This is a genomic window from Streptomyces sp. NPDC059201, assembly GCF_042754585.1.
Classification (GTDB): domain Bacteria; phylum Actinomycetota; class Actinomycetes; order Streptomycetales; family Streptomycetaceae; genus Streptomyces.
Genome location: NZ_JBHZBB010000001.1, coordinates 777,039 through 800,779 on the forward strand (window position 1 = coordinate 777,039; position 23,741 = coordinate 800,779).

Genomic DNA, 23,741 nt, shown 5'->3' on the forward strand with positions numbered 1-23,741 from the left:
ACCTCGTTCTAGAAATATGCTCTGTATCACTCCTCCCGAGAGCGCTCTCAAGCCCGCCACCCGTACGGATATCCTGACCACGCAACATCACGCGGTCCGTCCGGGCAGCCGCCCGCTCCCCCGGACCGGAGCAGATGAAGGGGGCCCGACGTGGCCGAGCAGACGACGGGGGCCCGCCCGACCCTGGAGGCCGTCGCGGCCCGGGCCGGGGTGTCGCGGGCCACGGCCTCCCGGGTCGTCAACGGCGGTGCCGGAGTGCGCGCCCCGCTGGTCGACAAGGTGCGGCAGGCCGTCGAGGAGCTCGGGTACGTCCCGAACCTCGCGGCCCGCACCCTGGTCACCCGGCGCAACGGCGCCGTGGCCGTGGTCATCGCGGAGCCGGAGTTCCGGATCTTCTCCGACCCCTTCTTCCAGGAGCAGGTGCGCGGCATCAGCCGCGAACTGACCGCCCATGACGCGCAGTTGGTGCTTCTCTGGGTGGAGAGTCCGGGCGACCACGACCGGATCGCCCGGTATCTCGGCGGCGGGCACGTGGACGGCGCCCTCGCCTTCTCCCTCCACGACGAGGACGAGCTGGCGGCGGTGCTGCGCCGGGCGAAGATCCCGACGGTGCTCGGCGGGCGGCCGACGGACGGGATCGGCCCGGACATGCCGTACGTGGACTGCGACAACCGGGGCGGGGCGCGCGAGGCCGTCCGGCTCCTGGTCGACCGGGGCTGCCGGACCGTCGCGCATCTCGCCGGGCCGCGCGACCAGACCTCGGCCGTGGACCGCGCCGACGGCTACCGCGACGCGCTCGGGGACCCGGATCCGGTCCTGCTGCGCCACGGCGACTTCACGGCGGAGAGCGGCGCCCGGGCGATGGCCGAACTCCTCGACCTGCGCCCGGACGTGGACGGCGTCTTCGCCGCGAACGACCTGATGGCCTCCGGCGCCCTGCGCGTGCTGCGGGAGCGGGGTCTGCGGGTGCCGGAGGACGTCGCCGTGGTCGGCTTCGACGACGTGGCGTCGATCGCCGAGCGCACGGATCCGCAGCTGACGACCGTCCGGCAGGACATCGAGGGCATGGGCCGGCTGATGGTCCGGCTGCTCATGCGGCTGCTGAACGACCACGGGTCCGGGGCACCGGCCCCGGACCCGCTGATCACGCCGACGACGCTGGTGCGCCGGGCGTCGGCGTGACGCCCGCTCAGTCGTACGTGACGCCCGCTCAGTCGTACGTGACGCCCGCTCAGTCGTAGGGGATGACCACGACGGAGTCCGCCGTCCCCGTCCTGACCGAAGCGGTGCCGTTGCCGATGGCGCTCCACAGCTCCACTCGGACGGTGCCGCCGCGCAGGTCGCCGAGGGTGCCGGTGGCGGACTTCAGGCCGCGGGTCTGGTCGTAGCGCTCCCAGCCGGCGACCGGGTCGGTGGCGAAGTAGTGGTACGTCTCGGTGCGTTCGAAGGTGCCGTCGCCGGTCAGGTCGTAGCTGACCCGGGCCTGCTGGCCGAGGCCGACGGCGGTGCCCGCGTCCACGGCGAGACGGAAGGCGGTGGCGGCGCCCGGGGTGAGGGTGCCGGTCACGTTGCGCGCCTCGTAGACGAGCGGCTGGTGCGGGGTGCCGTCGTGGTTGGCGCCGCCGGCGGAGGCGATCGTGTCGCTGCCGGCGGTGGTGTCGGTCGCGGTGGTCAGCTGGCCGCCGCTCTTGAGGCGGAAGGTGTCGCCGGTGCCCGGGTCGGGGCAGACGGGCCCGCCGGGCTGGCCGCAGGGGATGGTTCCGGTGCCCTTGCCGGTGGCGGTGGAACGGGCCGGTACGGTCAGGGACTTGCCGTCGGAGAAGGTGACGGTGACCGGTGCGGAGCCGTGGTTGTGGGCGGCGTAGGTCCGATCGGTGCCCTTGAGGAAGACGGCCGAGGTCGGGATCGAGCCGGTGACGGTCGCGTCGGGGGCGCCGAGCGCGTCCAGGGTGGTGAGCCAGTGGTAGGTGTGGGCCCTGGTCTCGCCCGCCTCGGGGGTGTAGTTCCCGCCGACGGCGTCGAAGCGTCCCTTGGCGCGGGCCGGTTCGGCGAGCGACTCGAACTCCCAGAGGATGTCGCGCCATTCGACGGCCGGGCCGCCGTTCTCCCGCTCCATCTCGGCGAGGTTGCGCCGGATGGCGCCCGGGTAGCCGCCCATGTGCAGCGAGCCGCCCGCGGTCACCGGGAGGGTGTTGATGCCGTGGATCTCCTCCGGGTTCGCCGTCCACCAGGTGGAGTACGCGCCGCCGCTGCCCCAGACCATGCCGACGGTGTCGTGCCCGAACGAGCCGGGGAAGACCTGCTGGTCGGCGTCGAACCAGTACTGGCCGATGGCGTCGGACTCGGTCGCGAGGAGGTAGCCGCCGAGGTCCCGCAGGGCGGTGTCGCCGGTCGCGGAGCCCCACAGGACGAGCGCGGCGCTCAGGTTGGTGGACTCGGAGGAGGACTCCTGGTTGTTGCCGGCGGCGAAGCCGGAGTGGCCGGAGGCCCAGCTGTGCCCGGCGTAGACGTCGAAGCCGCGCAGGAAGGGGAAGGCGGTGTCGGTGCGGCTGGGGTTGGCGACGTCGCGGACCAGGGTCTTCACCATGCCGCCCCAGGCGGAGTCGGCGGCCCACACCTGGTCGTACTGGGCGACGATCGCGGCGGCGTACACGTAGTAGCCGTAGTGGAAGTGGTGGTCGTTGAGCTCGGTGTCGCTGCCGTAGGAGGCCGGGTAGCCGGTGAGGGTCTTCCAGGTGCGGTCGTACGAGAACTCGTTCGCGCCGCCCGCGGTGAACCAGTCCTGGAGCCGGCCCTTGATCAGGCCGAGGAGCCGGTCGCGCGTGGCGTTGTCCCCGGCCTGCTCGGCGAGCGGGACGAGCTGGGCGAGCTTGCCGAGCGCCTTGCCCGTCCAGTACGTGTCGGTGGCGCCGGAGAACGGGTCGGCGGAGTTCACCACCTCGTTCAGGTAGCCGCGCAGCCGCGCCTGGTCGACGCCGCCGCCCGTGGGGAGTCCGGGCAGGACGGCGGCCTGCTTGCGGCTGGTGGTGAAGGAGCGGCCCTCGCGGACCTTCATCGTGCCGCGCGGCGAGACGTAGGTGTACGCGGTCAGGGGGTCCGTGGTGTTCAGCCACTGGTGGCGGTAGAGGGCCTGGAGGGTCCCGGTCTCGGTGCCCTCCTTGGCCTCGGTGGTGAGGGTGTACGTGGCGTCGCTGCGGCCGCCCGCGGAGGACCAGGCGACGCGTGAGCCGGTGACGAAGCTGTAGGCGTACCGGCGGTAGGTGGCGAGGGCGTCGGTGGAGGGCAGGACGGCGACGGAGAAGTAGTCCTTGCCGCCGAGTCCGGCGGTGAGCGTGGTGCCGGCGATGTTCCAGTCGGTGCCGGTGGGGGCGAAGAGGGCGTAGTGGTGCCCGCCGACGGTGATGCCGAGGACGTTGCCCTGGTCGGCGAAGACGGTGGGCGCGGCGGCGGTGGTGATCCGGGCGTCGCCGCCGGTGCCCTTGGCGTACACGAAGGGCAGGCCGTGGCCGATGGTGGTGCGCAGGGTGCGGGCGCCGTCCGACCAGGAGGGGGTGACGGTCCAGTCCGACCAGTCGTCGGCCTTGGTGTCGGGCGAGTTGAGGCCGGTGAGGCCGAGGGTGAGGTCGGCCTTGTGGGGGAACTCGTACTGGCGGCCGTCGCCCACGATCGCCGGGGTCGTGGGGTAGCCGATCTCCAGCCCGCCGGCGACGGCCTGGTAGGTGAGCGGATGCCCGTACAGGGGGGTCGAGTACGGGTTGTCGCCGTAGCGCTGGAAGGCGAGCGAGGACCACCAGTCGTTGGTGGGGACGGGCCGGTCCTTGGCGGCGGCGGTCACCTTGGGGGTGACGGGGGCGCCGGTGTTGGTGGTGGGCCCCGAGGTCCCCGCGGGGCGGGTGTCGGAGTAACCGCCCGCACCCACGGGGACGGTGGCGGCGGAGGCGGGGCCTGCGGCGGCGGGTACGAGACCGGCGGCGGCCAGGGCGGAGACGAGGACCAGCGACGCGGCCGGTCGGGAGCGGGGAGCTGACACGTACAGCACCTCGTTGGCTCGGTGGAGGGGGGCGGGGATCGTTCGCCGCGGCCCGGAAACGGGCCGGGGAACGCCCTTGAGAGCGCTCTCAACAGTGCGCAACGTAAAACTCCCGAAACGTGGGCGTCAAGAGAGCGGACGCGAAGCCGAGTTGGGGCACCGGGGTCTTACGCGCCCTTCGATTCCGAGCCGTTACGCCTTCGAGTCTTGACGGGAACCGGAGAGTCGGGGCACGCTCCAGACCGTTCTTGAGAGCGCTCTCAAGCGTTCTCGGGGCTCCCCGGGACGACCCGGCGCTGCCCACTCCACCTCCCCCGACCCGCCCGACGCCAAGGGAGCCCGTCCATGCCCCACACCCGAGCCGCCACCCAGGCCGCCCTCCGCCTCGGAGCGGTCGCGCTCACCGGTGCCCTGCTCGCCGCCTGCGGATCCGGCTCGTCCGGCACCGAATCCGACAAGGCGGGCGGCCAGGTCACGATCACCGTCGACCTCTTCGGCTCCTTCGGCTACAAGGAGGCCGGGCTCTACGCCGAGTACGAGAAGCTCCACCCGGGCGTCACCATCAAGCAGACCGACACCGAGGACGAGGCCGACTACTGGAAGTCGCTCCAGACCCGGCTCGCCGGCGGCGGCGGCCTCGCCGACGTCCAGGGCATCGAGGTCGGCCGGATCGCCTCCGTCACCCAGCAGCAGGCGGAGCGCTTCGAGGACCTGCGGAAGTACGGCGCCGACGGGCTCAAGAGCCAGTTCGCCGACGCCAAGTGGGCCGCCGCCACCGGGAAGAACGGCGAGGTCCTCGGCCTCGGCACCGACGTCGGCCCCGAGGCGATGTGCTACCGCACCGACCTCTTCAAGCAGGCCGGACTGCCCACCGACCGCGCCGCGCTGGCCGAGAAGTGGTCCACCTGGGACGGCTACCTGGAGCTCGGCAAGCAGTACAAGGCCAAGGCACTCGCCAAGAGCGCCTGGCTCGACAGCGTCGGCAGCCTCTTCTCGATCATGATCGGCCAGGAGAAGGAGCGCTACTACGATGCCTCCGGCGCGCTGATCTGGGAGACCAACCCCGCCCTGAAGACCGCCTGGGAGACCTCCGTCGAGGCGAGCGCCGCCGGGCTCAGCGCCAAGCTCGACCAGTGGTCCCCGCAGTGGAACCAGGCGTTCGCCGCCGGCTCCTTCGCCACCATCCCCTGCCCCGCCTGGATGCTCGGCTACATCAAGGGCCAGGCCGGCGACAGCGGCAAGGGCAAGTGGGACATCGCCGCCCTGCCCGGCGGCGCCGGCAACTGGGGCGGCTCGTACCTCGCGGTGCCCCGCGCCGCCAAGAACAAGAAGGAGGCGTACGAGCTGATCAAGTGGCTCACCGCCCCCGAGCAGCAGGCGAAGATCTTCGCCAAGCAGGGCAACTTCCCCTCCTCGACCGGCGCCATCGCCCAGGTCGCGGACACCAAGGACCCGTACTTCTCCGGCGCGCCCATCGGTCAGATCTTCGGCGACGCGGCCAAGGCGGCCCCCGTCCAGGTCCTCGGCGTGCACGACCAGAACATCAACCAGCAGATCACCAACGCGCTGAGCGAGGTCGAGCGCAAGGGCCTCGCCCCGGCGAAGGCGTGGGAGAACGCGAAGAAGGGCGTCGCGAACACTCTCGGCTGACCCCCGCCACCCCCGTACCCGGCCGGGGCGGCTCCCCCCGCCCCGGCCCTCCTCCTTCGCGCACCCCGCCCCCGTGACCGACTCCCGAAGGGCCGCACCGTGACCCTCACCGCACCGGCGAAAGCCGCCACCGTCCCCCGTCCGCCGGCCCTCCGGCGGGTCTGGCGCGCGGTGTCGCCGTACACGTACGTCGCCCCGTTCTTCACCCTCTTCGCCGCCTTCGGGCTCTTCCCGCTCATCTACACCGCGTACGTCTCCCTCCACCGGGTCGAACTCCAGGACCCCGGCGCCATGGAGTGGCGCGGACTCGGCAACTACACCGCCCTCCTCGGCGACGAGTTCTTCTGGACCGCGCTGCGCAACACCTTCACCATCGGCCTCCTGTCCACCGTCCCGCAGCTGGTGATGGCGCTGGCCCTCGCGCACCTGCTCAACCACCGGCTGCGCGGCCGCACCTTCCTGCGGACGGCGATGCTGCTGCCGTACGCCACCTCGGTCGCCGCCGCGACCCTCGTCTTCGCCCAGCTCTTCGGCCGCGACTTCGGGCTCTTCAACTACGTCCTCGGCCTGGTCGGCGTCGGCCCGATCGACTGGCAGTCGGGCACCCTCAGCTCCCAGATCGCGGTCTCCACGATCGTGGTGTGGCGCTGGACGGGCTACAACGCGCTCATCTACCTCGCCGGCATGCAGTCCATCCCCTCCGAGCTGTACGAGGCGGCCGAGATGGACGGCGCTTCCCGGTGGCGGCAGTTCTTCCACGTGACGCTGCCGGGGCTGCGGCCCACGATCCTGTTCACGGTCGTGGTCTCCACGATCGGCGCCACCCAGCTCTTCGGCGAGCCGCTGCTCTTCGAGGGCTCCATGTCGGGCGGCATCTCGCACCAGTACCAGACCCTCGGCCTGTACATGTACGAGCAGGGCTGGGGCTTCTTCCACCTGGGCCGGGCCGCCGCGATCGCCTGGGTGATGTTCCTGCTGATCCTGGTGCTGGTCGGGGCCAACGCCCTGATCGCGCGCCGCCGTTCCCGCAAGGAGGCCGGCCGATGACCGCGCTCGCCGACCCGCCCGCGCCGACCCTCGCACCGGCCCCCCGGCGGCCCGTCCGCCGGCGCCGCTCGGGCGCGGGCCGGACCCTGAAGGCCGGGCCGCTGACGTACGCCGTGCTGATCCTGGCGCTGCTCGTCTCGGCCTTCCCCTTCTACTGGACGATCGTCGCGGCCAGCCGGTCCAACGCCGACCTCGCGCGGGTGCCGCCATCGCTGGTGCCGGGCCCGCACCTGATCCGCAACTTCGAGGCGGTGCTCGCCGAGGCGGACATCGGCAAGGCGCTGCTGAACTCGCTGATCGTGTCCGGCTCGATCACCGTGGGCACGGTGCTGTGCTGCACGCTCGCCGGGTTCGCCTTCGCCAAGCTCCGCTTCCGGGGCCGGGGCGCGCTGCTCGCGATCACGGTCGGGACGATGATGATCCCGCCGCAGCTCGGCGTCATCCCGCTCTTCATGCTGATCGCCGAACTCCAGTGGGTGAACCAGCTCCAGTCGGTGATCCTGCCGGGGCTCGTGTCCGCCTTCGGGGTGTTCTTCATGCGCCAGTACCTGGTGCAGTCGCTGCCCGACGAGCTGATCGAGGCGGCCCGGGTGGACGGCGCGTCCACGGCCCGGATCTTCTGGTCGATCGTCGTCCCGATAGCCCGTCCGGGTATGGCCGTCCTCGGTCTGCTCACCTTCATGGCCGCGTGGAACGACTTCTTCTGGCCCATCGTGGCACTCTCCTCGCAGGAGCCGACCGTCCAGGTGGCGCTCCGCCAGCTCGGCGGCGGCTACGTCCACGACCAGTCCGTGATCATGGCGGGCACCCTGCTGGGCACGCTGCCCGTGCTGCTGGTCTTCGGCCTGCTCGGCCGCCAGATCGTCGGCGGCATCATGCAGGGCGCGGTCAAGGGCTGACCCGGACCCTCCCCTCCTCTTCCTCCCCCTCCCCTCCCTTTCTGGAGTTGCCTCCCCATGACCGCTGTCGACGCACGCCCCGAGTCCCCCGCGACGCTCCGCTTCCCGGAGGGCTTCCGCTGGGGCACCGCCACCGCCGCCTACCAGATCGAGGGCGCGGCCACCGAGGACGGCCGGACACCGTCCATCTGGGACACCTTCAGCCGGACGCCCGGCAAGGTCCGCAACGGCGACACCGGCGACATCGCCGCCGACCACTACCACCGGGTCCGCGAGGACGTGGCCCTGATGCGCGAACTGGGCGTGACGGACTACCGGTTCTCGGTGGCCTGGCCGCGCGTCCAGCCGACCGGGCGCGGCCCCGCCCTCCAGAAGGGGCTGGACTTCTACCGGCGGCTCTGCGACGAGCTGCGGGACGCCGGGATCCGGCCGGTGGCGACGCTCTACCACTGGGACCTGCCGCAGGAGCTGGAGGACGCGGGCGGCTGGCCGCGCCGGGAGACGGCCGAGCGGTTCGCCGCGTACGCGCGGCTCGTGGCGGAGGGCCTGGGCGACCGGGTCGCGACCTGGACCACGCTGAACGAGCCCTGGTGCGCCGCCTTCCTCGGGTACGGGAACGGGGTGCACGCCCCGGGCCGGACCAGCGACGCGGACGCGCTGCGCGCGGCCCACCACCTGAACCTGGCCCACGGTCTGGCCGTGGGCGCCCTGCGGGAGGCCCTGCCGGCCGGTACGGAGGTGTCGCTGACGCTCAACCTGCACGTGGTGCGGGCGCTGACGGAGGCGGCGGAGGACCGGGACGCGGCGCGCCGGATCGACGCGGTGGCGAACCGGATCTTCCTGGACCCGGTCTTCCGGGGACGGCTGCCGGAGGACCTGGTGCGGGACACGGCCCGCGTGACGGACTGGGATTTCGTACGCGACGGAGACCTGGCGGCGATCTCGGCGCCGATCGACTCGCTCGGGCTGAACTACTACTCCCCCACGGTGGTGGCCGCGGGGTCCTCGGAGTCGCCGTCGCCGTGGGCGGGAGCCGAGCGGCACGTGCGGTTCCTGCCGGCGCCGGGGCCCCGGACGGCGATGGACTGGCCGGTGGACGCGGACGGGCTGTACGAGCTGCTGGCGCGGCTGCGCGACGAGCTGCCGGGCGTCCCGCTGGTGATCACCGAGAACGGGGCGGCGTACGACGACTACGCGGACCCGTCCGGGCAGGTGCGCGACCCGGAGCGGGTCGCGTACCTGCACGGGCATCTGGCGGCGGTACGCCGGGCGATCGAGGACGGCGCGGACGTGCGGGGCTACTTCCTGTGGTCGCTCCTGGACAACTTCGAGTGGGCCTTCGGCTACAGCAAGCGGTTCGGGATCGTGCACGTCGACTTCGCGAGCCAGCGCCGGACGCCCAAGGACAGCGCCCGCTGGTACGCGGACGTGATCGCGCGGGGCGGGCTGCCGTCCTGAGCGTCCGGGGCTCCGGTCAGGGGGTGGTGAGGACGACGAGGCGCTGGGTGGCGCGGGTCATCGCCACGTAGCGGTCGACCGCGCCCTCGACGCCCTCGCCGTACTCCCGCGGGTCGAGGAGGACGACGAGGTCGAACTCCAGGCCCTTGGACAGCTCGGGGGTGAGCGCCCGGACCCTCGGCCGGCCGCCGAGGTCCGGGGCGGTCGCCCCGGTGGCGGTGATGACGCAGGCGACGCCGTCGGCGTTCTCGGCGGTCCAGGCGTCGAGGAGGGCGTCGAGCTCGGTGAGGGAGCCGTGGTGGACGGGGATGCCGGAGGAGCGGACCGAGGTCGGCACGTTGGCGTCCGGGAGGGCGGCGCGGATGACCGGCGCGGCCTCGGTCATGACCTCTTCGGGGGTGCGGTAGTTGATGCTGAGCGAGGTCATCTCGACGCGGTCGAGGCCGACGCGCTCCAGGCGCTCGCGCCAGGTCTCGGTGAAGCCGTGGCGGGCCTGGGCGCGGTCGCCGACGATGGTGAAGCTGCGCGAGGGGCAGCGGGCGAGGAGCATCTGCCATTCGGCGTCGGTGAGTTCCTGGGCCTCGTCGACGACGACGTGCGCGAAGGGGCCGGCCAGCGGGTCGCCGGCGGCGACCGGGAGGCCGCTGTCGTCGACGAGGCTGTCCTGGAGGTCCTTGCCGAGGAGCATGGTGACGGCGCCCTCGCCGTCGTCGTCGGAGCGCACGATGGAGTCGATGACGCCGGCCATCCGCTCCTTGCGGGCGGCGAGCGTCGCCTTCTCGCGGCGCTTGCGGGCGCTGGCCCGGGGGTCGCCGAGGCGCTGCCGGGCGAGGTCGAGGAACGGCAGGTCGGACTCGGTCCACGCCTGCGCGTCGGCCCGCTGGAGGGCGCGCACCTCGTCCCGGTCCAGCCAGGGGGCGCACAGGCGCAGATAGGCGGGGACGGTCCACAGATCGCCGACGAGGTCGGTGGGCTCCAGCATGGGCCAGGCGCGGTCGAGGGTGCCGACGAGGGCGCGGTCGTGCCGCAGGGCCCGCTCGAAGAGGACCTCCGGGACCTCTTCGCCGGCCTTCTCCTTGAGGAGGGTGACGAGCTCGTCCCAGATCAGTTCGCGGGCCTCGTTGTGCGGGGTGCTGGGGCCGGGGGCGTCGAAGACCTCCGCCCAGTCGTCGGGGGTGAGCGTCAGGTCGCCCCAGTCGGTGGTGACGCGGGTGGTCTCGGCCGGCGGCTCCTCGTAGAAGCGGACGGCCTTCTCGATGCCCCGGACCAGGGCGCCGGAGGACTTGAGGCGGGCGACCTCGGGGTCCTTCTCGGGGCGGACGGCGGCGCCTTCGGGGACGAGGTCGCGGACGGTGCAGGTGCGCACGCCCTCCTCGCCGAGGCTGGGCAGCACGTCGGAGACGTACGCGAGGTAGGGCTGGTGGGGGCCGACGAAGAGGACGCCGCCGCGGCGGTGGCCGAGGCGGGGGTCGGCGTAGAGGAGGTAGGCGGCGCGGTGGAGGGCGACGACGGTCTTGCCGGTGCCGGGTCCGCCGTCGACGACGAGGGCGCCGCGCGAGCCGGCGCGGACGATGGCGTCCTGGTCGGCCTGGATGGTGGAGAGCACGTCGCGCATCCGCTCGGAGCGGTTGGTGCCGAGGCTGGCGATGAAGGCGGACTGGTCGTCGAGGGCGGCGTGCGCGTCGAGGCCGCCCTGGGTGAAGACCTCGTCCCAGTAGTCGGTGATCCGGCCGCCGTTCCAGCGGTAGCGGCGGCGGCTGGCCAGGCCCATGGCGTGGGCGTGGGTGGCGGCGAAGAAGGGCTCGGCGGCGGGCGAGCGCCAGTCGACGAGCAGCCGGTTCCCGGCGCTGTCGGTGAGGCCGAGCCGTCCGATGTAGAGGGGTTCGGAGCCGTCGGCGGAGACGATCCGGCCGAGGCAGAGGTCGAGGCCGAAGCGGCGCAGGGCGCGCAGGCGGCCGGAGAGGCGGTGGACCTCCAGGTCGCGCTCCATCGCCTCGCGGCCGACGCCGCCGGGTTCGCGGAGCACGGCGTCGAGCCGGTCGGAGAGTTCGGCGACGGCCTGGTCGAGGCTCTCCGCGACGGCGGCGAAGTGCTTCTCGTCGTCGGCGATCAGCGCCGGGTCGGCCTTGGCGGCGAGACGGTCGGGAAGCGCGAAGGGGCCGTGGTCGGGGAGCGGGGTACGCACGTGGATGAATCTCTCGTTTCAGCAGGTCATGGCGTTCGGCCTGCGATTGTGCGCCATCAGGGGGGCCTTGCGGCAAGGCCCCCCTTGCGCTATACCTTGAGACTGGCGGAAGGAGTCCCGCCGTCTCTCGCGGCTCCCGCGCCCCTTCAGCGGGTGTCGCCGGTCCAGTCGAAGCGCGCCGGGTCGCCTTCCCGTGGACCGTACACCGCCTTTCCCCCCGAGCCGTAGCGGCTGAGCTCCGTCTCCAGGACGGCTCCGGCGGCCAGCTCCTCGCCGGTCCAGTCGGTCACGTCGAGCAGCAGCCCGTCGAGCGGGCCGCCGACCAGTTCCGCGTAGGCGCGCCCGGGGCGCGGTCCCGGGCGCGGGTCGTCGTGGTCCTGGCCGTAGACCCGGCCCCGCAGCAGCTCCTCGTCACGGTCCCCGCCCATGTCTCCGCCCTTCCCCCTGTCCCCGGGACTCTCGCTCTGCTTGTCCATGGGCACAGCGTGCCAGCCGCCACTGACAACGGCCCGCCGGCCGGCCCCGTACGGACGCCGCCTGAGGGGGCGTCGTGAGGGAGCGCGGTGAGGGAACCGGACGGGCCGTCGGACCGTCTTCCCGGGAGAGCCGCCCGATCTTGCGCGGCCGCCCCCACCAGGAAGGACGCCGATGACGATCACGCTCGCCGAGGAGATCACGCTGCTGTCGCTGGACGACGAGTCCGGGGAGGCGAAGGAGCGGCAGTCGGCCTCGTGGGCGGTCGCCGGCGGGATCCTGCTGGACCTGGCGCTCGCGGGGCGGGTGTCGGTGGCCGGGGGACGGCTGACCGTCACGGACGAGAGCCCCACCGGGGAGCCGCTGCTCGACGAGCGGCTGGCGCTGATCGCGGCCTGGGCGGGGCGTCGGGCCAAGGCGCCGAAGGTCACCGACTGGCTGATGAAGGACCACGCGAAGGCTCCGGCGGCGACGGTCGCGCGGCTCTGCGAGCGGGGTCTGGTCGTGGAGGAGAAGCGCAAGGTCATGGGTCTGTTCCCGGTCAAGCGCTATCCGGAGGCGGACGGCTCGGCCGAGCGGGAGCTGCGGGAGCGGCTGCGGGCCGCGGTCCTCGGCGTCGCCGCGCCGGACGAGCGGACGGCCGGGCTGATCGCGCTGGTGCACGGGGCGAAGCTGCACCGGCTGGCGTTCCCCGACGAGCCCCGCAAGGAGGTCGCCGCGCGGATGGAGAAGCTCGCGGACGGCCAGTGGGCGGGCGAGGGCGTGCGGGACGCGATCCGGAACATGCAGGCGGCGATGACCGCGGCGACGGTGGCCACGGTCGTCGTCGTCACCAGCTGAGGGTGGGGGCCGCTCAGGTCACGGCGTGGCCGTACGCGGCGGCCAGGGCGTCGAGTTCGGGGTCTCCGTACAGGCGGCGCAGGGCCTGGAAGACGGTGACCTTGTCCTGGCCGAAGCGGGCGATCCGCACCTCGAAGCTGTCCGGGGAGACGAACCGCGGCGGGGTGCTCTTGCTGTGGAACTTGTCGGCGTACATGACCATCCGCTCCTCCGGCGTGACGGGCACGTAGTCGGCGGGCGGGATGGGCAGGCCCTGCGCGAGGACGTCCTCCTGGGTGAGGCCGACGCCGGTGTGGCAGGAGCAGAAGCGGCAGAGGGCCTCGGGCAGGCCCTCCTCCGCGAGCAGCCGGTGTCCGAGGACGCCGTGGGTCACGTAGGAGGCGCCGTCGATGCGCCCGGCGGAGTCGTACAGCCGGTAGACGCCGATGTCGTGCAGGAGGCAGCCGGCGCGCACGAGGTCGGCGTCGGCTCCGTGGCCGGAGCGGGAGAGCAGTTGGCCGGCGATGTCGGCGACGATCTCGCAGTGGGTGAAGACGAGTTCGAAGGCGGCGTCGCTGGGGGCGTGCTTCCGGTGCAACGCCCGGATTTCGTCATATGAGGGGATCTCCACACCGGAAGGATAGCGGGACGCGGCCTCCCCTCCACGGGGGACCGGAGAGCGCCTGACGGCCGATCGCCCGTACCCACCGGCATGGCGGCGGCCGCCGGGGGGAACCGAACCTTCCACGGCTCTGCCGCCGGCGTCGAACTCCCCTTCACCGTCCGGCCACTGACGGCGTGTTCCGTCATCATCCAGGTGCGTTCCGACGACGGAAGGACTCCCATGCAGCGCAGGTCCCTCTCCCTCCTGGCGGCCGCGGCGGTCCTGTCGGCCGCGGCCGTGCCCCTCGCCGAGGCCCGCCCGGCCCGCCCCTCGGCCACCGCGGGCGAGGCCGTCCACGGCGCCACCCGCGTCACCAGCACCCCCGCCCGGGGCGTGACGCTCACCACCCTCACGTACGGACGCCAGGACGCCGACGACGTCTGGACCGTCCAGGTGGGCCTCCCCCAGCGGCCCGACGGGCCGCTCGGCACCGCGCCGCTGGCCCTCGGGCCGCGCGAGACCGCGCTGCGGGTCGCGGAGGCGCTGCGCGCGGGGGGCTTCGCGCCGCGCGTCGAGGAGGTGACCACCCCGGCCTACGCGGACCGGCCGCCGGGGGTGCTCGGCTGGACGGTGCGGACCGGGCGGTACGCGGACGAGGCCGGGGCGACGGCGCTCGCCGGCCGGCTCAGGGCGGCCGGATTCACCGCCCGCACCCGCTACACGGCCCAGGACGGAACGGACGACGGCGCGCCGCAGCGCGTCCACGTCCTCCGGGTCGACCTCGGCGCGTACGGCGGCCGGCTGGAGACGGACCACGGCCCCACCCTCCACGGCACCGAGCGGCTGACCGCGCTGATCGGCGCCACCGGCGCCCTCGCCGGGATCAACGGCCAGTGGTTCTACGACAACGCGCCCGGCGGCCTGTACGTGAGGGACGGCAGGCTCCTCGGCTCCGCCACCCAGGGGCGGGCCGGCATCCGGCTGGAACGCGGCGGGCGCTCCTTCGCCGTCGACACGTTCACCGCTCGGGTGACGGTCACGGCCGGCGGCGAGACGGCGGAGGTCGACGGCGTCAACCGGATCCCCGGCCAGATCTGGAACTGCGGCGGCGTCGGCGGCGACCTGCCGACGGAACGCCCCCAGCACGACGTCCGGTGCACCGACCCCAGCGAACTCGTCCGGTTCACGCCCGAGTGGGGCACTCCCCCGGCGGGCCCCGGCGCGGAGGCCGTCCTCGACGCCTCGGGCCGGGTGACCGCCGTCCGCGCCACGCGGGGCGCGCCCGTCCCGCCCGCCGGCTCGGTCCTCCAGGCCACCGGCGACAGCGCCGCCTGGCTGCTGCGGACCGTGCGGGTGGGCGCGGTCCTCGGCTTCGACGAGCGGGTCCGCGACGGCCGGGGCCGTACGGTCCCGCTCCGGCCCGGCACGACGATCCTCCAGGTCGGCCCCGCCCTGGTCCGCGACGGGCGGGTGGCGGTCAACGCGGTGGGCGACGGCATCGTCCGCGAGGGCCCCGACCCGTCCTTCACCTACGACTGGACGGTCCGCGCCAACCCCCGGTCCATGATCGGCACGGACGCCGAGGGCCGCCTGCTGCTGGTCGTCGCCGACGGGCGCCGCCCCGGCGTCAGCGAGGGCCTGAGCATCGACGGCGCCGCCCGTCTGATGCGCTCCCTGGGCGCCCGCGAGGCCCTCAACCTCGACGGCGGCGGTTCGAGCGTTCTCGCGACCGCCACCGGCCTCGTCAACCGGCCCTCCGACGCCTCCGGCGAACGCGCGCTCGGCACCGGCCTGCTCCTCTTCCCCCCGGCGGTCGCCCCGGCCGCCCGCTGACGCCCCGCACGGCGGCGGCCCGGGGCGCCGCGACAGGCGGAGGCCGCCCGGAGCGGCCAGACTGGGCCTGGACCGGGTGTCGACCGCAGGCAGGTGCACATGTTCCAGGACGTCCCGCCCCCGTCCGACGCGGACGGGGTGGCGCCCGTGCGCGGTGTGGCGGCGTCCGTGCTCGACAACGCCGTCCTCGACACCGTCTTCCGGCAGACCGCGGTCGGCCTGCACGTCCTCGACCGCGACCTGCGGCTGGTCCGGGTCACCGGCGCGGTGCTCGCCATCCGGGGCATCGCGGAGGAGGACGTGCTCAGCCGGCCGGCGGCGGAGGCGTACCGGGCCTTCGGCGTCGAGGTGAAGGAGGACGTGCTCCGCGACGTCCTCGACGGCGGACCGCCGATGCGGGACGTCCTCGTGCCGGGCCGCCCGCCGCACGCGGAGGGCCACGAGCGCGTCTACTCGGTGTCCGTGTACCCGCTGCACGCCTCGGGTCCCGAGGGCGCGGCGCGGCCGTCGATCGGGCTCGTCGCCACCGTCATGGACGTCACCGAACGGATCAGGGCCCAGCAGCGGCTCGGTCTGCTGTACGAGGCCCGCGAGCGGATCGGGCGGACCCTGGACGTGGAGCGGACCGCCCACGAGCTCGTCGAGGTGACCGTGCCCGGCTTCGCGGGATCGGTCGTGGTCGCCCTCACCGACGCCGTGTTGCGCGGCAAGCCGCCGGAGCTGCGCCGCCCGGGCGAGACGCCGCTCCTGCGGTGCGCCGCCGTCGGCGGCTCCGGGAACGTCCGCGCGGACGGGCCGCTGCCGGAGCCCGGGGCGGTCCTGCTGCCCGGGCTGTTCGGTGAACAGCTGCCCGACCGGCCCGAACTGGTGCCGAGGGGCGGGGAGGTACGCCTGGTGGCGCCGCTCTCGGTGCGCGGGCAACTGCTGGGGGCCGTGGCCTTCCGCCGCCCGCCCGGGGCCGACGCGTACACCGAGGACGACCTCGCGCTCGTCGACGGGCTGACCGCCCACACGGCGACCTGCCTGGAGAACGCGCTCCGCTTCACCCGCGAGCACATCGTCGTGACGGCCCTCCAGTCCTGGCCGCTGCGCCCCGAGGGCGAGACCCGGCACGCCGTCGAGATCGCCCAGCGGCACCGGCCGGGCGGCACCGGGGCGGGCTCCTGGTTCGACGTCATCCCGCTGCCGGGCGCGCGGGTGGCGCTGGTGGTGGGTCAGGTCGAGCGGCCGGGGCTGAGCTCGGTGGCGACGATGGGCCGGCTGCGTACCGCCGTCTACAGCCTGGCGACGCTCGACCTCTCCCCGCACGAACTGCTGGCCCGGCTCCACACGGTGACGCAGCGTCTCGCCCGCGAGCAGGGGCGGACGCACGGCGTGGACGAGCCGGTGGCGAGCTGCACGGTCGCGGTGCACGACCCGGTGACCGGGCGGCTGGAGCTCGCCCGGGCGGGCTCGTCGCTCTGCGTCGCGGTCCGGCCGGACGGGTCCCTCGACGCGGACCTGGTGGAGGAGGGGCCGCTGCTGGGCGGCGACGGGCCGCCGTTCGCCTGGTCCTCCCACCTGCTGCCGGAGGGCACCACCCTGTGCCTGGCCTCCTCCGCGCGCGCCGACGGCGGCCCCTCGCAGGCCCGGGTGGCGGCGGCGCTGGCCTCCCCCGACCGCGGCCCCCACCCCATGGCCGACGACCTGGCGGCGCTGCTCGCGCCCGAGCGGGTCCTGCTGGTCGCCCGGACGCTGCGGCTGCCGGCCACGGACATCGCCGAGTGGGACGTGCCGGCCGAGCTGTCGGGCGTGTCACCGGTACGCCACGCGGCCGAGGAACGCGTACGGGAGTGGGGGCTCGGGGTGGACGCGCTCACCGTCGAGCTGGTCGTGAGCGAGCTGGTCACCAACGCGGTCCGGCACGGCGCCCCGCCCGTCGCCCTCCGGCTGCTGCGGGGCGAGTCCACCCTCACGGTGGAGGTGCGCGACGGCGCGGCCACCGCCCCGCACCTCCGGCACGCCAAGGCCGGCGACGAGGGCGGGCGCGGCCTGCACATCTGCTCGACCCTGGCGGACGCGTGGGGCGTCCGGTACGAGGCGGAGGGCAAGACGGTGTGGGCGGAGCTCGCGCTCGACGGGGTCGACTCCCCGGCCTGAGGTCGCCCGCCGGGTCAGGCGAGGGCGTACGCCCGGGGGGTGAGGGGGGCGACGGCCGCCGGGGCCAGGACGAGCCCGAAGCCGTGGTTGGCGGCGACGGCGCGGATGTGGTCGGCGGAGAGCGAACCCTGCCGTTCGAGGACGAGCGCGGGCAGCCCGGAGCGGGTGTGCCCGGCGGTGCGGTGGAAGGACAGGATGCTGACGGACGTCGGCCGGTGGAAGGGGTGGCGGCGGCGGGCGGTCTCCTCGTCGCCGTGGGCCAGGATCCGGACGCCGGGCTCGGCCCCGAACTCGGCGGCGAGGCCGGCGGCCCGCCAGTGCGGGGGCTCGTGGTCGCGGCCGGTGAGATGGCGGGAACGGTTGACGGACGTGACGGCCAGGAAGTCGCCGCCGGTGGCCCCGAGCGCCGCGCCGAGGAAGACGCCCGAGGGGCAGCGGGTGCCGGGCACGATGACCTGGACGGTGGCCGCGCCCCCGTCGTCGGCGACGAGCGCGGCCGGTACGCGGCCGGCCGCAGGGCCGCGCAGCCCGATGGGCCCGAGGCCGTGCAGCTCGTCCGTCAGGGACCTGACCTGCTGCCAGGGCACGCCCTCCGGGAGCCGGGTCCAGTCGAACGCGGCCGGGATGCACTCGGGGACGGTGGTCAGGCTCCCGGTCTGCCCGGCCGGGCGGCCCTTCATCCGGTTGACCCGCTCGACGGACTCCCGGTCGGGACGGAAGGTCAGCGCGTAGAAGTTGCCGAACCCGTGCGCCACGGCCTGCCCGGCGGCGAGGGCCGCCGCCGCGTCCCGTACGTCCTCCGGATTGTCGAGCACCAGGGTCTTCACCGCCGTGACCTGCTGAACGCTCACGGAAACCACCTCCGCGTCTTCACCATGTGATCGTTTTACGCGTGCAACGACCCAACGCACCCGGGGTCACCCCCACCGCCCCTTCGGCCCACGCTACGCCCGTACCCCGGGGCCCGGCGCGGTTTCTGCGATCATGCGTGCGGACCTGGTCGAGGGGGCGGGGTCTTCGTCACGAGCTGCCGGGCGCTGCCCGGTGAGAGGACGTCACATGCGGGGCGCGGCGCACATACTGAACGATCTCCTGGCCTTCCTGCTGGAGATGCTCGCGCTGGGGGTGCTCGCCTGGTGGGGGTGGAGCGGGTTCGATCCGGTCTGGCTGCGGCTGGTGACGGCCGTGGCGGTGCCGGGGGCCGCGGCGACGCTCTGGGGGCTGTTCGCCGCCCCGAAGGCCAAGTTCAAGGTTCCGCTCGCGGGGGTCCTGACCGTGAAGGTGCTGGTCTTCGGGGCGGCGGCGCTGGCCCTCGCGGGGCTCGGGCACGACACGTGGGCGGTGGTGTTCGGCGTCGTGGCGGCGGTGAACACGGTGCTCGTGACGATGTCCCGGCGCTCCCCGGACTACCACGGGGTCTGACCCGGACGTGCCCCCGGGGCCGCCGCCGGTGACCGGCGGCGGCCCCGGGCCGCTCAGACGACCGCGCCCGTGGGGTTGGCGGCGCGGGGCTTCACCGGGCGGGCGGGGGCCGGCGCCCGGCTTTCGAGGGTGACCGTCAGGGGCAGCGCGGTGAAGACGGTCGACGCCATGCCCAGGACCACGCCGGCGAGCAGCGCCACGGAGAAGTCCGTGAGGGTGTCGCCGCCGAGGACGGCCAGCGCGGCGAGGACGAACAGGGCGCCCATGCCGGTGTTGACCGTACGGGGCAGGGTCTGGGCGACCGCGCGGTCGGCGAGGTCCGCGAGGGGGAGCCGGCCGCCCTTGCGCCGCAGCTCCCTGAGCCGGTCGAGGACGACGACCGAGTCGTTGACCGAGTAGCCGACGACGGTCAGCAGCGCGGCCAGGAAGACGCTGTCCACCGGCTTGCCGAGCCAGGCGAAGAGGCCGACGACGAGCAGCACGTCCTGCACCATCGCGGCGACGGCCGCCGCCGCGTACGTCCAGCGGAAGCGGACGGAGAGATAGACGAGCTGGGCGGCGACGGCGAGGCCGAGCGCGAGCAGCGCGTGGGTGCGCAGTTCGCCGCCGAGGCTCGGCCCGACCAGGTCGTCGCGTTCGACGGTGACGGGACCGGCGGTCTCGGTGAGGGCCTCGGTGATGCGGGTCTGGGCGGCGTCGCCGGTCTCCCCCACCCGCACGGTGACATCCCGTCCGCCGTCGCCGGTGGTCTGCACGACGGCGTCGGGGAAGCCCGCGGCGGCGACCGCGGCGCGGGCCGCGTCGGCGTCCACCGGGCGCGTGGCCGTGTACTGGACGTCCCGTCCGCCGGTGAACTCGACGCCGAGCTCGACACCCCGCACGCCGATCCCGGCGAGGGCGACGAGGAGCAGCGCGGTGCTGACGGTGAACCAGCGGCGCCGGTGGACCATCAGCCGGGGCGCCCTGCGGTTGAGCCGGGTACGGAGCCGGCCGAGGCCCGCCATGCCGGTGAGCGCGGGCCTGCGGCGTACGGCGGGCACGGCGAGGGCCACGTCGGCGAGCAGCCGGGTGATCACCATGGCGGTGACCATCGAGGCGAGGACGCCGATGGCGAGGGTCACCCCGAAGCCCTTCACCGGTCCGGTGGCGAAGGCGAAGAGGAGGCCGGCGGCGAGGAGGGTGGTGACGTTGGAGTCGGCGACGGCGCTCCACGCCTTGCCGAAGGCGGCGGCGAGCGGACGGCGCGGATCGCGGGTGGCGGCGGAACGGCCGAGGGCCGCGTACTCCTCCCTGGCCCGTTCGAAGACGAGGACGTTGGCGTCGACGGCGATACCGACCGCGAGGACGAAGCCGGCGAGGCCGGGGAGGGTGAGGGTGGCGCCGAGCGCGACGACGGCCGCGTACGAGATCAGGCCGTAGAGGAGCAGGGCGATCGTAGCGAGGAGGCCGAGGAGCCGGTAGACGGCGATCACGAAGACGCCCGTGCAGGCGAGGCCGATGACCGCCGCGAGGGCGCTGGCGCGGATGGCCTCGGCGCCGAGGGTCGGGCCGACGGTGCTCTGTTCGACGGTGGTGACGGGGACGGGCAGGGCGCCGCCCTCGACGAGCGCGGCGAGGTCGCGGGCCTCCTCGGCGGAGAAGCCGCCGGTGATCTGGGTGGCGCCGCCGGCGATGCCGCTGCCGCAGGGCACGCCTGTCTGCATGGCGGGGGCGGAGACGATCCGGTCGTCGAGGACGATCGCGACCCGCCGGGCGGGGTCGCCGGCCGGGGCGCACGCGGCCTCGCCGGTGAGGCGGGCCCAGTCGGCCGCGGCGCCGTCGCGGAAGGCGAGGTCGACGGTCCAGCCCCGGGCGTTGGTGGTGTCGAGGGCGGCGTCGGCGCTCTTCACGCCGTCGCCGGTGAGGGCGGGCGCGGCGAGGGTGAGGAAGCCTCCGGAGCCGGGGGCGGCGTCGGGGTCGGCGAGGGTGCGGGTGCCGTCGGCGGCGGGGCTCCCGGCCGGCGCGGCCGCGGCGGTGCCGGTGACGGCGTGGATGGTGAGCTGGGCGGTGCGGCCGATGACCTCGGCGGCCTCGCGCGGGTCGCGCAGGCCGGGGAGTTCGACGACGATCCGGTTCTCGCCGGAGCGGGCGAGCGAGGGCTCGGCGACGCCGAGGCCGTCGACCCGCTTGCGGAGCACTTCGAGGGCGCGGTCGGTGGCCTCCGCGTCGGCGCGGACCCCGGGGGCGTCCTGGGTCTCCAGGACGATCCGGGTGCCGCCCTTCAGGTCGAGTCCGAGGCGGGGCGAGGTGGTGAGGGCGGTCCAGAGGGCGAGTGCGACGACGGCGAGCGCGAGGAGCGCGCGCCGGAGCACGGCGGACGAGGGCATGGGTCCTCCACGGCGGTGCACGGCCGCACGCGCGGGGCGGCGGTCCGTGCCGGAACGGCTGGGGTACGCGCGCGTGGCCGGGTGGCGGACATGCCGGAGGCCCGGACGGCGGCGCGGTGGAACGGCGTCAGCTGTGCCGGGTGGAGGGTGGGCCGCGAGGAGCCCCGGGGTCGTACGGGAGGCCGGGCGGCGCCCGCTCGCGGCGCGGATCCCCCGCCACGCGCCCGCGTACGGGGGCGTGGTCGACGCCCCGGACGACCGGGGGCGCGACGGGCGGCGCCGGGAACCGTACGGACTGCTCGACGACGGCGGGCAGTTCCGCGGCCTCGGCGCCCGAGAGGTGGGTGTCGGGCGCGGACGGGACCGGCTCGATGTCCCCGACGGTGGCCGTCGGGACGACGGCCACGGGCGCGGCCGCCTGCTCGGAGGCATGTACGCGCGCGGGCGCGGACGCGTGTGCGGGGGCCGGGGCCACGAGGAAGGCGCAGAGGGCGCAGAGCAGCGCCGGGAGGAGTCGGGCGAGCACGCGGACGGAGGCCGGCTGTGTCGTGCCCACCGTCCACCCCCTGTTCCTCGTCGTGACTCCGCTTCGTGACTCCGCGTCGGGCCAGCGTAGACGGGTGGCGGCGGAGGCCGGACACCAGGTGGGCGGCGGGGTGGACTGAGTACGGGGTGAGGGACGCGGTGAGTACGGGGTGAGTACGGGCACCCATGACGGAGGCGAGGGCTCCGGCCGACGATGGGCGGGCCCGTCGTCGTACCCGTCGCAGCCGTTCCGAAGGTGGAGGATCCCGCTCTTGCTCAGTCGTCTCGCCGCCCGTCTCGTGCCGTTCTTCGGGCGCCTGACCGTGACGATGGACCCCGGTGCCCGGATCGAGCCGGGCACGATCATCGTCGTCAACCACACCTCGCTCGCCGACCCGGCGCTCGTCCTGGCCGCGCTGCGCCGGCGGCTGGCCGTCGAGCCGGTGCTGCTCGCGGCGGCCGGACTGTGGAGGGTGCCGGGGCTGGGGCGGGCGCTGTCGCGGGACGGGTACGTCCCCGTGCACCGGAACACCGCGCACGCCTCGGCGGCGCTCGACCGGGCGGCGGTGGCGCTCGCCTCGGGGCGGCCGGTGATGCTCTACGCGGAGGGGCGGATCCCGCCGCGCCGGGAGTCCTCGGAGGCGCCCCCGGAGGAGTTCCGCACCGGTCTGGCCCGGCTCGCGGGGGCGACGGGCGCGGCGGTGGTGCCGGTCGGGCAGGCGGGGGCGCGGCGGATCACCTCGGGCGGGGCGGTGAAGCAGATCGCGGGCGTGCTGACCGCGCCGCTGCGGCGCCCCTGCCTGCACGTGCACATCGGGGCGCCGCTGCGGCTGCCGGAGGACGTACCGGCGGCGACGGCCCTGGCGCGCGGGGCCGTCACCGAGGCGTGGCGGACGGCGGCGCTGGCGCTGGGCGAGCCGGCCGCCGGGGCGGAGCCGGTCAGCCGGCGAGGCCGAGGTCGCCGCCGGGCGGCGGCGTGAGGTAGCGGGCCACGTCGGCGTCGGTGACCCCGGCGAGGGTCGCCGGGTCCCAGCGCGGGTCGCGGTCCTTGTCGACGACCTGGGCGCGGATGCCCTCGACGAGGTCGTGGCTGGTGAGGGCGGCGCAGGAGGCCCGGTACTCCAGGTCGAGGACGGCTTCGAGGCTGTCGAGGGCGCGGGCCGCGCGCAGCACGGTGAGCGTGGCCTTGAGGGCGGTCGGCGACTTGGTGAGGAGGGTGGTGGCGGTCTCCTTGGCGGCGGGGTCGCCGGTGTCGAAGAGGCGGTCGACGATCTCCTCGACGGTGGGGGCGGAGTAGCAGGAGTCGATCCAGTCGCGCTGCTCGGCGAGGACGCCGGGGGCGGCCGGGGTGGTGTGGCGGGCCAGGGCCTCGTCGGCGGGGAGCCGGGTGAGGTCGGCGGCGAGGGCGTCGAGCGCGGCGGCGGGGACGTGGTGGTCGGCGAGGCCGGCCAGGAGGGCGTCGGCGGCGCCGATCTGGCTGCCGGTGAGGGCGAGGTGGGTGCCGAGTTCGCCCGGGGCGCGGCCGAGGAGCCAGGTGCCGCCGACGTCGGGGACGAAGCCGATGCCGGTCTCGGGCATGGCGATCCGGGAGCGTTCGGTGACGACGCGGACGGAGCCGTGGGCGGAGACGCCGACGCCGCCGCCCATGACGATGCCGTCCATGAGGGCGACGTACGGCTTGGGGTAGCGGGCGATCCGGGCGTTGAGGCGGTACTCGTCGCGCCAGAAGGCGGCGGAGGCGGAGCCGCCGGCGCGGGCGTCGTCGTGGATGGCGCGGATGTCGCCGCCCGCGCACAGGCCCCGCTCCCCCGCGCCGCGCAGGACGACGGTGGTGACGGCCGGGTCGTGCTCCCAGGCGGAGAGGGCGGCGTCGAGGGCGCGGACCATGGGGTGGGTGAGCGCGTTGATGGCCCGGGGCCGGTCGAGGGTGAGGAATCCGGCCCGGCCCTCGGTGCGGCGCAGGACGTGCGTGTCCGGGGCTGCGGGGGCGAGGGCGGAGGCGGGGGCTTCCTCGGCGGGGTGTTCGGCGGGCACGGCGATCACTCGGTCCTTCCCTGGCACGGCACTGTGTCGCCGCCCACGCTACCGGGCGTGCCGCAGGGGGTGTCGATCATGTTCCAGGCCGCATGTTCAGGGCCGGCGGGCGGGGGCGGCGGGCGCGGCCTAGCGTGGGTCGGGGGACGGTCCTGAGGGGGGGGAGACAGGGCCCGGCCCGTTCCCCGCAGGCGGTCCGGGCGGCCGCACGCGCGCGTGCGGCCGGTGACCGGGGACCGGGGACCCGGGACGGGCG

Annotated in this window: 18 protein-coding genes; 10 read left to right on the forward strand and 8 right to left on the reverse strand. The window is 74.7% G+C overall.

The features are described from left to right. Positions 1 to 150 precede the first annotated feature (150 nt). Positions 151 to 1,182 (forward strand): LacI family DNA-binding transcriptional regulator, encoded by a 1,032-nt coding sequence (locus ACFXMG_RS03515; protein ID WP_383825528.1) that lies wholly within the window; start codon positions 151 to 153, stop codon positions 1,180 to 1,182. Between the two features lie 49 nt (positions 1,183 to 1,231). On the opposite strand, the gene ACFXMG_RS03520 is transcribed toward ACFXMG_RS03515, so the two are convergent. After that, positions 1,232 to 4,030 carry a glycosyl hydrolase gene (locus ACFXMG_RS03520; protein ID WP_383825531.1) on the reverse strand — a complete coding sequence of 933 codons (2,799 nt, stop codon included), beginning with the start codon at positions 4,028 to 4,030 and terminating at the stop codon, positions 1,232 to 1,234. A gap of 345 nt (positions 4,031 to 4,375) precedes the next feature. Here ACFXMG_RS03520 and ACFXMG_RS03525 point away from each other — a divergent pair, with 345 nt between their 5' ends. From ACFXMG_RS03525 to ACFXMG_RS03540, 4 genes are all read left to right on the forward strand, one after another. Further along, positions 4,376 to 5,680: an ABC transporter substrate-binding protein gene (locus tag ACFXMG_RS03525; protein WP_383825534.1), complete on the forward strand. Its 1,305-nt coding sequence runs from the start codon at positions 4,376 to 4,378 to the stop codon at positions 5,678 to 5,680. 99 nt (positions 5,681 to 5,779) lie between these two features. Next, positions 5,780 to 6,727 (forward strand): carbohydrate ABC transporter permease, encoded by a 948-nt coding sequence (locus ACFXMG_RS03530; RefSeq protein ID WP_383825536.1) that lies wholly within the window; start codon positions 5,780 to 5,782, stop codon positions 6,725 to 6,727. Next, positions 6,724 to 7,626, forward strand: coding sequence for a carbohydrate ABC transporter permease (locus ACFXMG_RS03535; RefSeq protein WP_383825539.1), 903 nt, complete (start codon positions 6,724 to 6,726; stop codon positions 7,624 to 7,626). Before ACFXMG_RS03530 ends, ACFXMG_RS03535 begins: the two co-directional genes overlap by 4 nt. Positions 7,627 to 7,683: 57 nt before the next feature. Continuing rightward, positions 7,684 to 9,084, forward strand: coding sequence for a GH1 family beta-glucosidase (locus ACFXMG_RS03540; protein ID WP_383825542.1), 1,401 nt, complete (start codon positions 7,684 to 7,686; stop codon positions 9,082 to 9,084). Between the two features lie 16 nt (positions 9,085 to 9,100). On the opposite strand, the gene helR is transcribed toward ACFXMG_RS03540, so the two are convergent. After that, positions 9,101 to 11,269 carry an RNA polymerase recycling motor ATPase HelR gene (gene helR / locus ACFXMG_RS03545; RefSeq protein ID WP_383825545.1) on the reverse strand — a complete coding sequence of 723 codons (2,169 nt, stop codon included), beginning with the start codon at positions 11,267 to 11,269 and terminating at the stop codon, positions 9,101 to 9,103. 146 nt (positions 11,270 to 11,415) lie between these two features. After that, positions 11,416 to 11,697, reverse strand: a complete 282-nt coding sequence (locus ACFXMG_RS03550) for a hypothetical protein (protein WP_383825567.1) — start codon at positions 11,695 to 11,697, stop codon at positions 11,416 to 11,418. A gap of 220 nt (positions 11,698 to 11,917) precedes the next feature. Here ACFXMG_RS03550 and ACFXMG_RS03555 point away from each other — a divergent pair, with 220 nt between their 5' ends. Beyond that, on the forward strand, positions 11,918 to 12,583 hold the full coding sequence (locus ACFXMG_RS03555; RefSeq protein ID WP_383825548.1) for a GPP34 family phosphoprotein: 666 nt from the start codon (positions 11,918 to 11,920) through the stop codon (positions 12,581 to 12,583). 13 nt (positions 12,584 to 12,596) lie between these two features. On the opposite strand, the gene ACFXMG_RS03560 is transcribed toward ACFXMG_RS03555, so the two are convergent. Further along, a complete protein-coding gene (locus tag ACFXMG_RS03560) occupies positions 12,597 to 13,193 on the reverse strand; it encodes an HD domain-containing protein (protein WP_383825551.1) in 597 nt (198 codons plus the stop codon). Between the two features lie 213 nt (positions 13,194 to 13,406). On the opposite strand from ACFXMG_RS03560, the gene ACFXMG_RS03565 reads away from it, so the two are divergent. Further along, positions 13,407 to 14,999, forward strand: a complete 1,593-nt coding sequence (locus ACFXMG_RS03565) for a phosphodiester glycosidase family protein (protein WP_383825553.1) — start codon at positions 13,407 to 13,409, stop codon at positions 14,997 to 14,999. A 99-nt stretch (positions 15,000 to 15,098) separates the two neighbouring features. Then, positions 15,099 to 17,138, forward strand: coding sequence for a SpoIIE family protein phosphatase (locus ACFXMG_RS03570; protein ID WP_383825557.1), 2,040 nt, complete (start codon positions 15,099 to 15,101; stop codon positions 17,136 to 17,138). Between the two features lie 14 nt (positions 17,139 to 17,152). Here the strand turns inward: ACFXMG_RS03570 and ACFXMG_RS03575 are convergent, their stop codons facing one another. Next, positions 17,153 to 17,989: a hypothetical protein gene (locus tag ACFXMG_RS03575; protein WP_383825561.1), complete on the reverse strand. Its 837-nt coding sequence runs from the start codon at positions 17,987 to 17,989 to the stop codon at positions 17,153 to 17,155. Between the two features lie 208 nt (positions 17,990 to 18,197). Between ACFXMG_RS03575 and ACFXMG_RS03580 the strand changes: the two genes are divergently transcribed. Continuing rightward, on the forward strand, positions 18,198 to 18,560 hold the full coding sequence (locus tag ACFXMG_RS03580; RefSeq protein ID WP_383825564.1) for a YrdB family protein: 363 nt from the start codon (positions 18,198 to 18,200) through the stop codon (positions 18,558 to 18,560). 53 nt (positions 18,561 to 18,613) lie between these two features. Here ACFXMG_RS03580 and secD read toward each other — a convergent pair whose 3' ends face one another. Both secD and ACFXMG_RS03590 read right to left on the reverse strand, forming a co-directional pair. Then, positions 18,614 to 20,926, reverse strand: a complete 2,313-nt coding sequence (gene secD, locus ACFXMG_RS03585; RefSeq protein ID WP_383829846.1) for a protein translocase subunit SecD — start codon at positions 20,924 to 20,926, stop codon at positions 18,614 to 18,616. A gap of 127 nt (positions 20,927 to 21,053) precedes the next feature. Beyond that, positions 21,054 to 21,482, reverse strand: coding sequence for a hypothetical protein (locus ACFXMG_RS03590; RefSeq protein WP_383829849.1), 429 nt, complete (start codon positions 21,480 to 21,482; stop codon positions 21,054 to 21,056). Positions 21,483 to 21,723: 241 nt separating this feature from the next. Between ACFXMG_RS03590 and ACFXMG_RS03595 the strand changes: the two genes are divergently transcribed. Continuing rightward, positions 21,724 to 22,431 carry a lysophospholipid acyltransferase family protein gene (locus tag ACFXMG_RS03595; RefSeq protein WP_383829852.1) on the forward strand — a complete coding sequence of 236 codons (708 nt, stop codon included), beginning with the start codon at positions 21,724 to 21,726 and terminating at the stop codon, positions 22,429 to 22,431. On the opposite strand, the gene ACFXMG_RS03600 is transcribed toward ACFXMG_RS03595, so the two are convergent. Continuing rightward, complete coding sequence (locus ACFXMG_RS03600; protein WP_383829882.1) at positions 22,391 to 23,413, reverse strand: enoyl-CoA hydratase/isomerase family protein; 1,023 nt, start codon at positions 23,411 to 23,413, stop codon at positions 22,391 to 22,393. The genes ACFXMG_RS03595 and ACFXMG_RS03600 overlap by 41 nt on opposite strands. Positions 23,414 to 23,741: the final 328 nt, after the last annotated feature.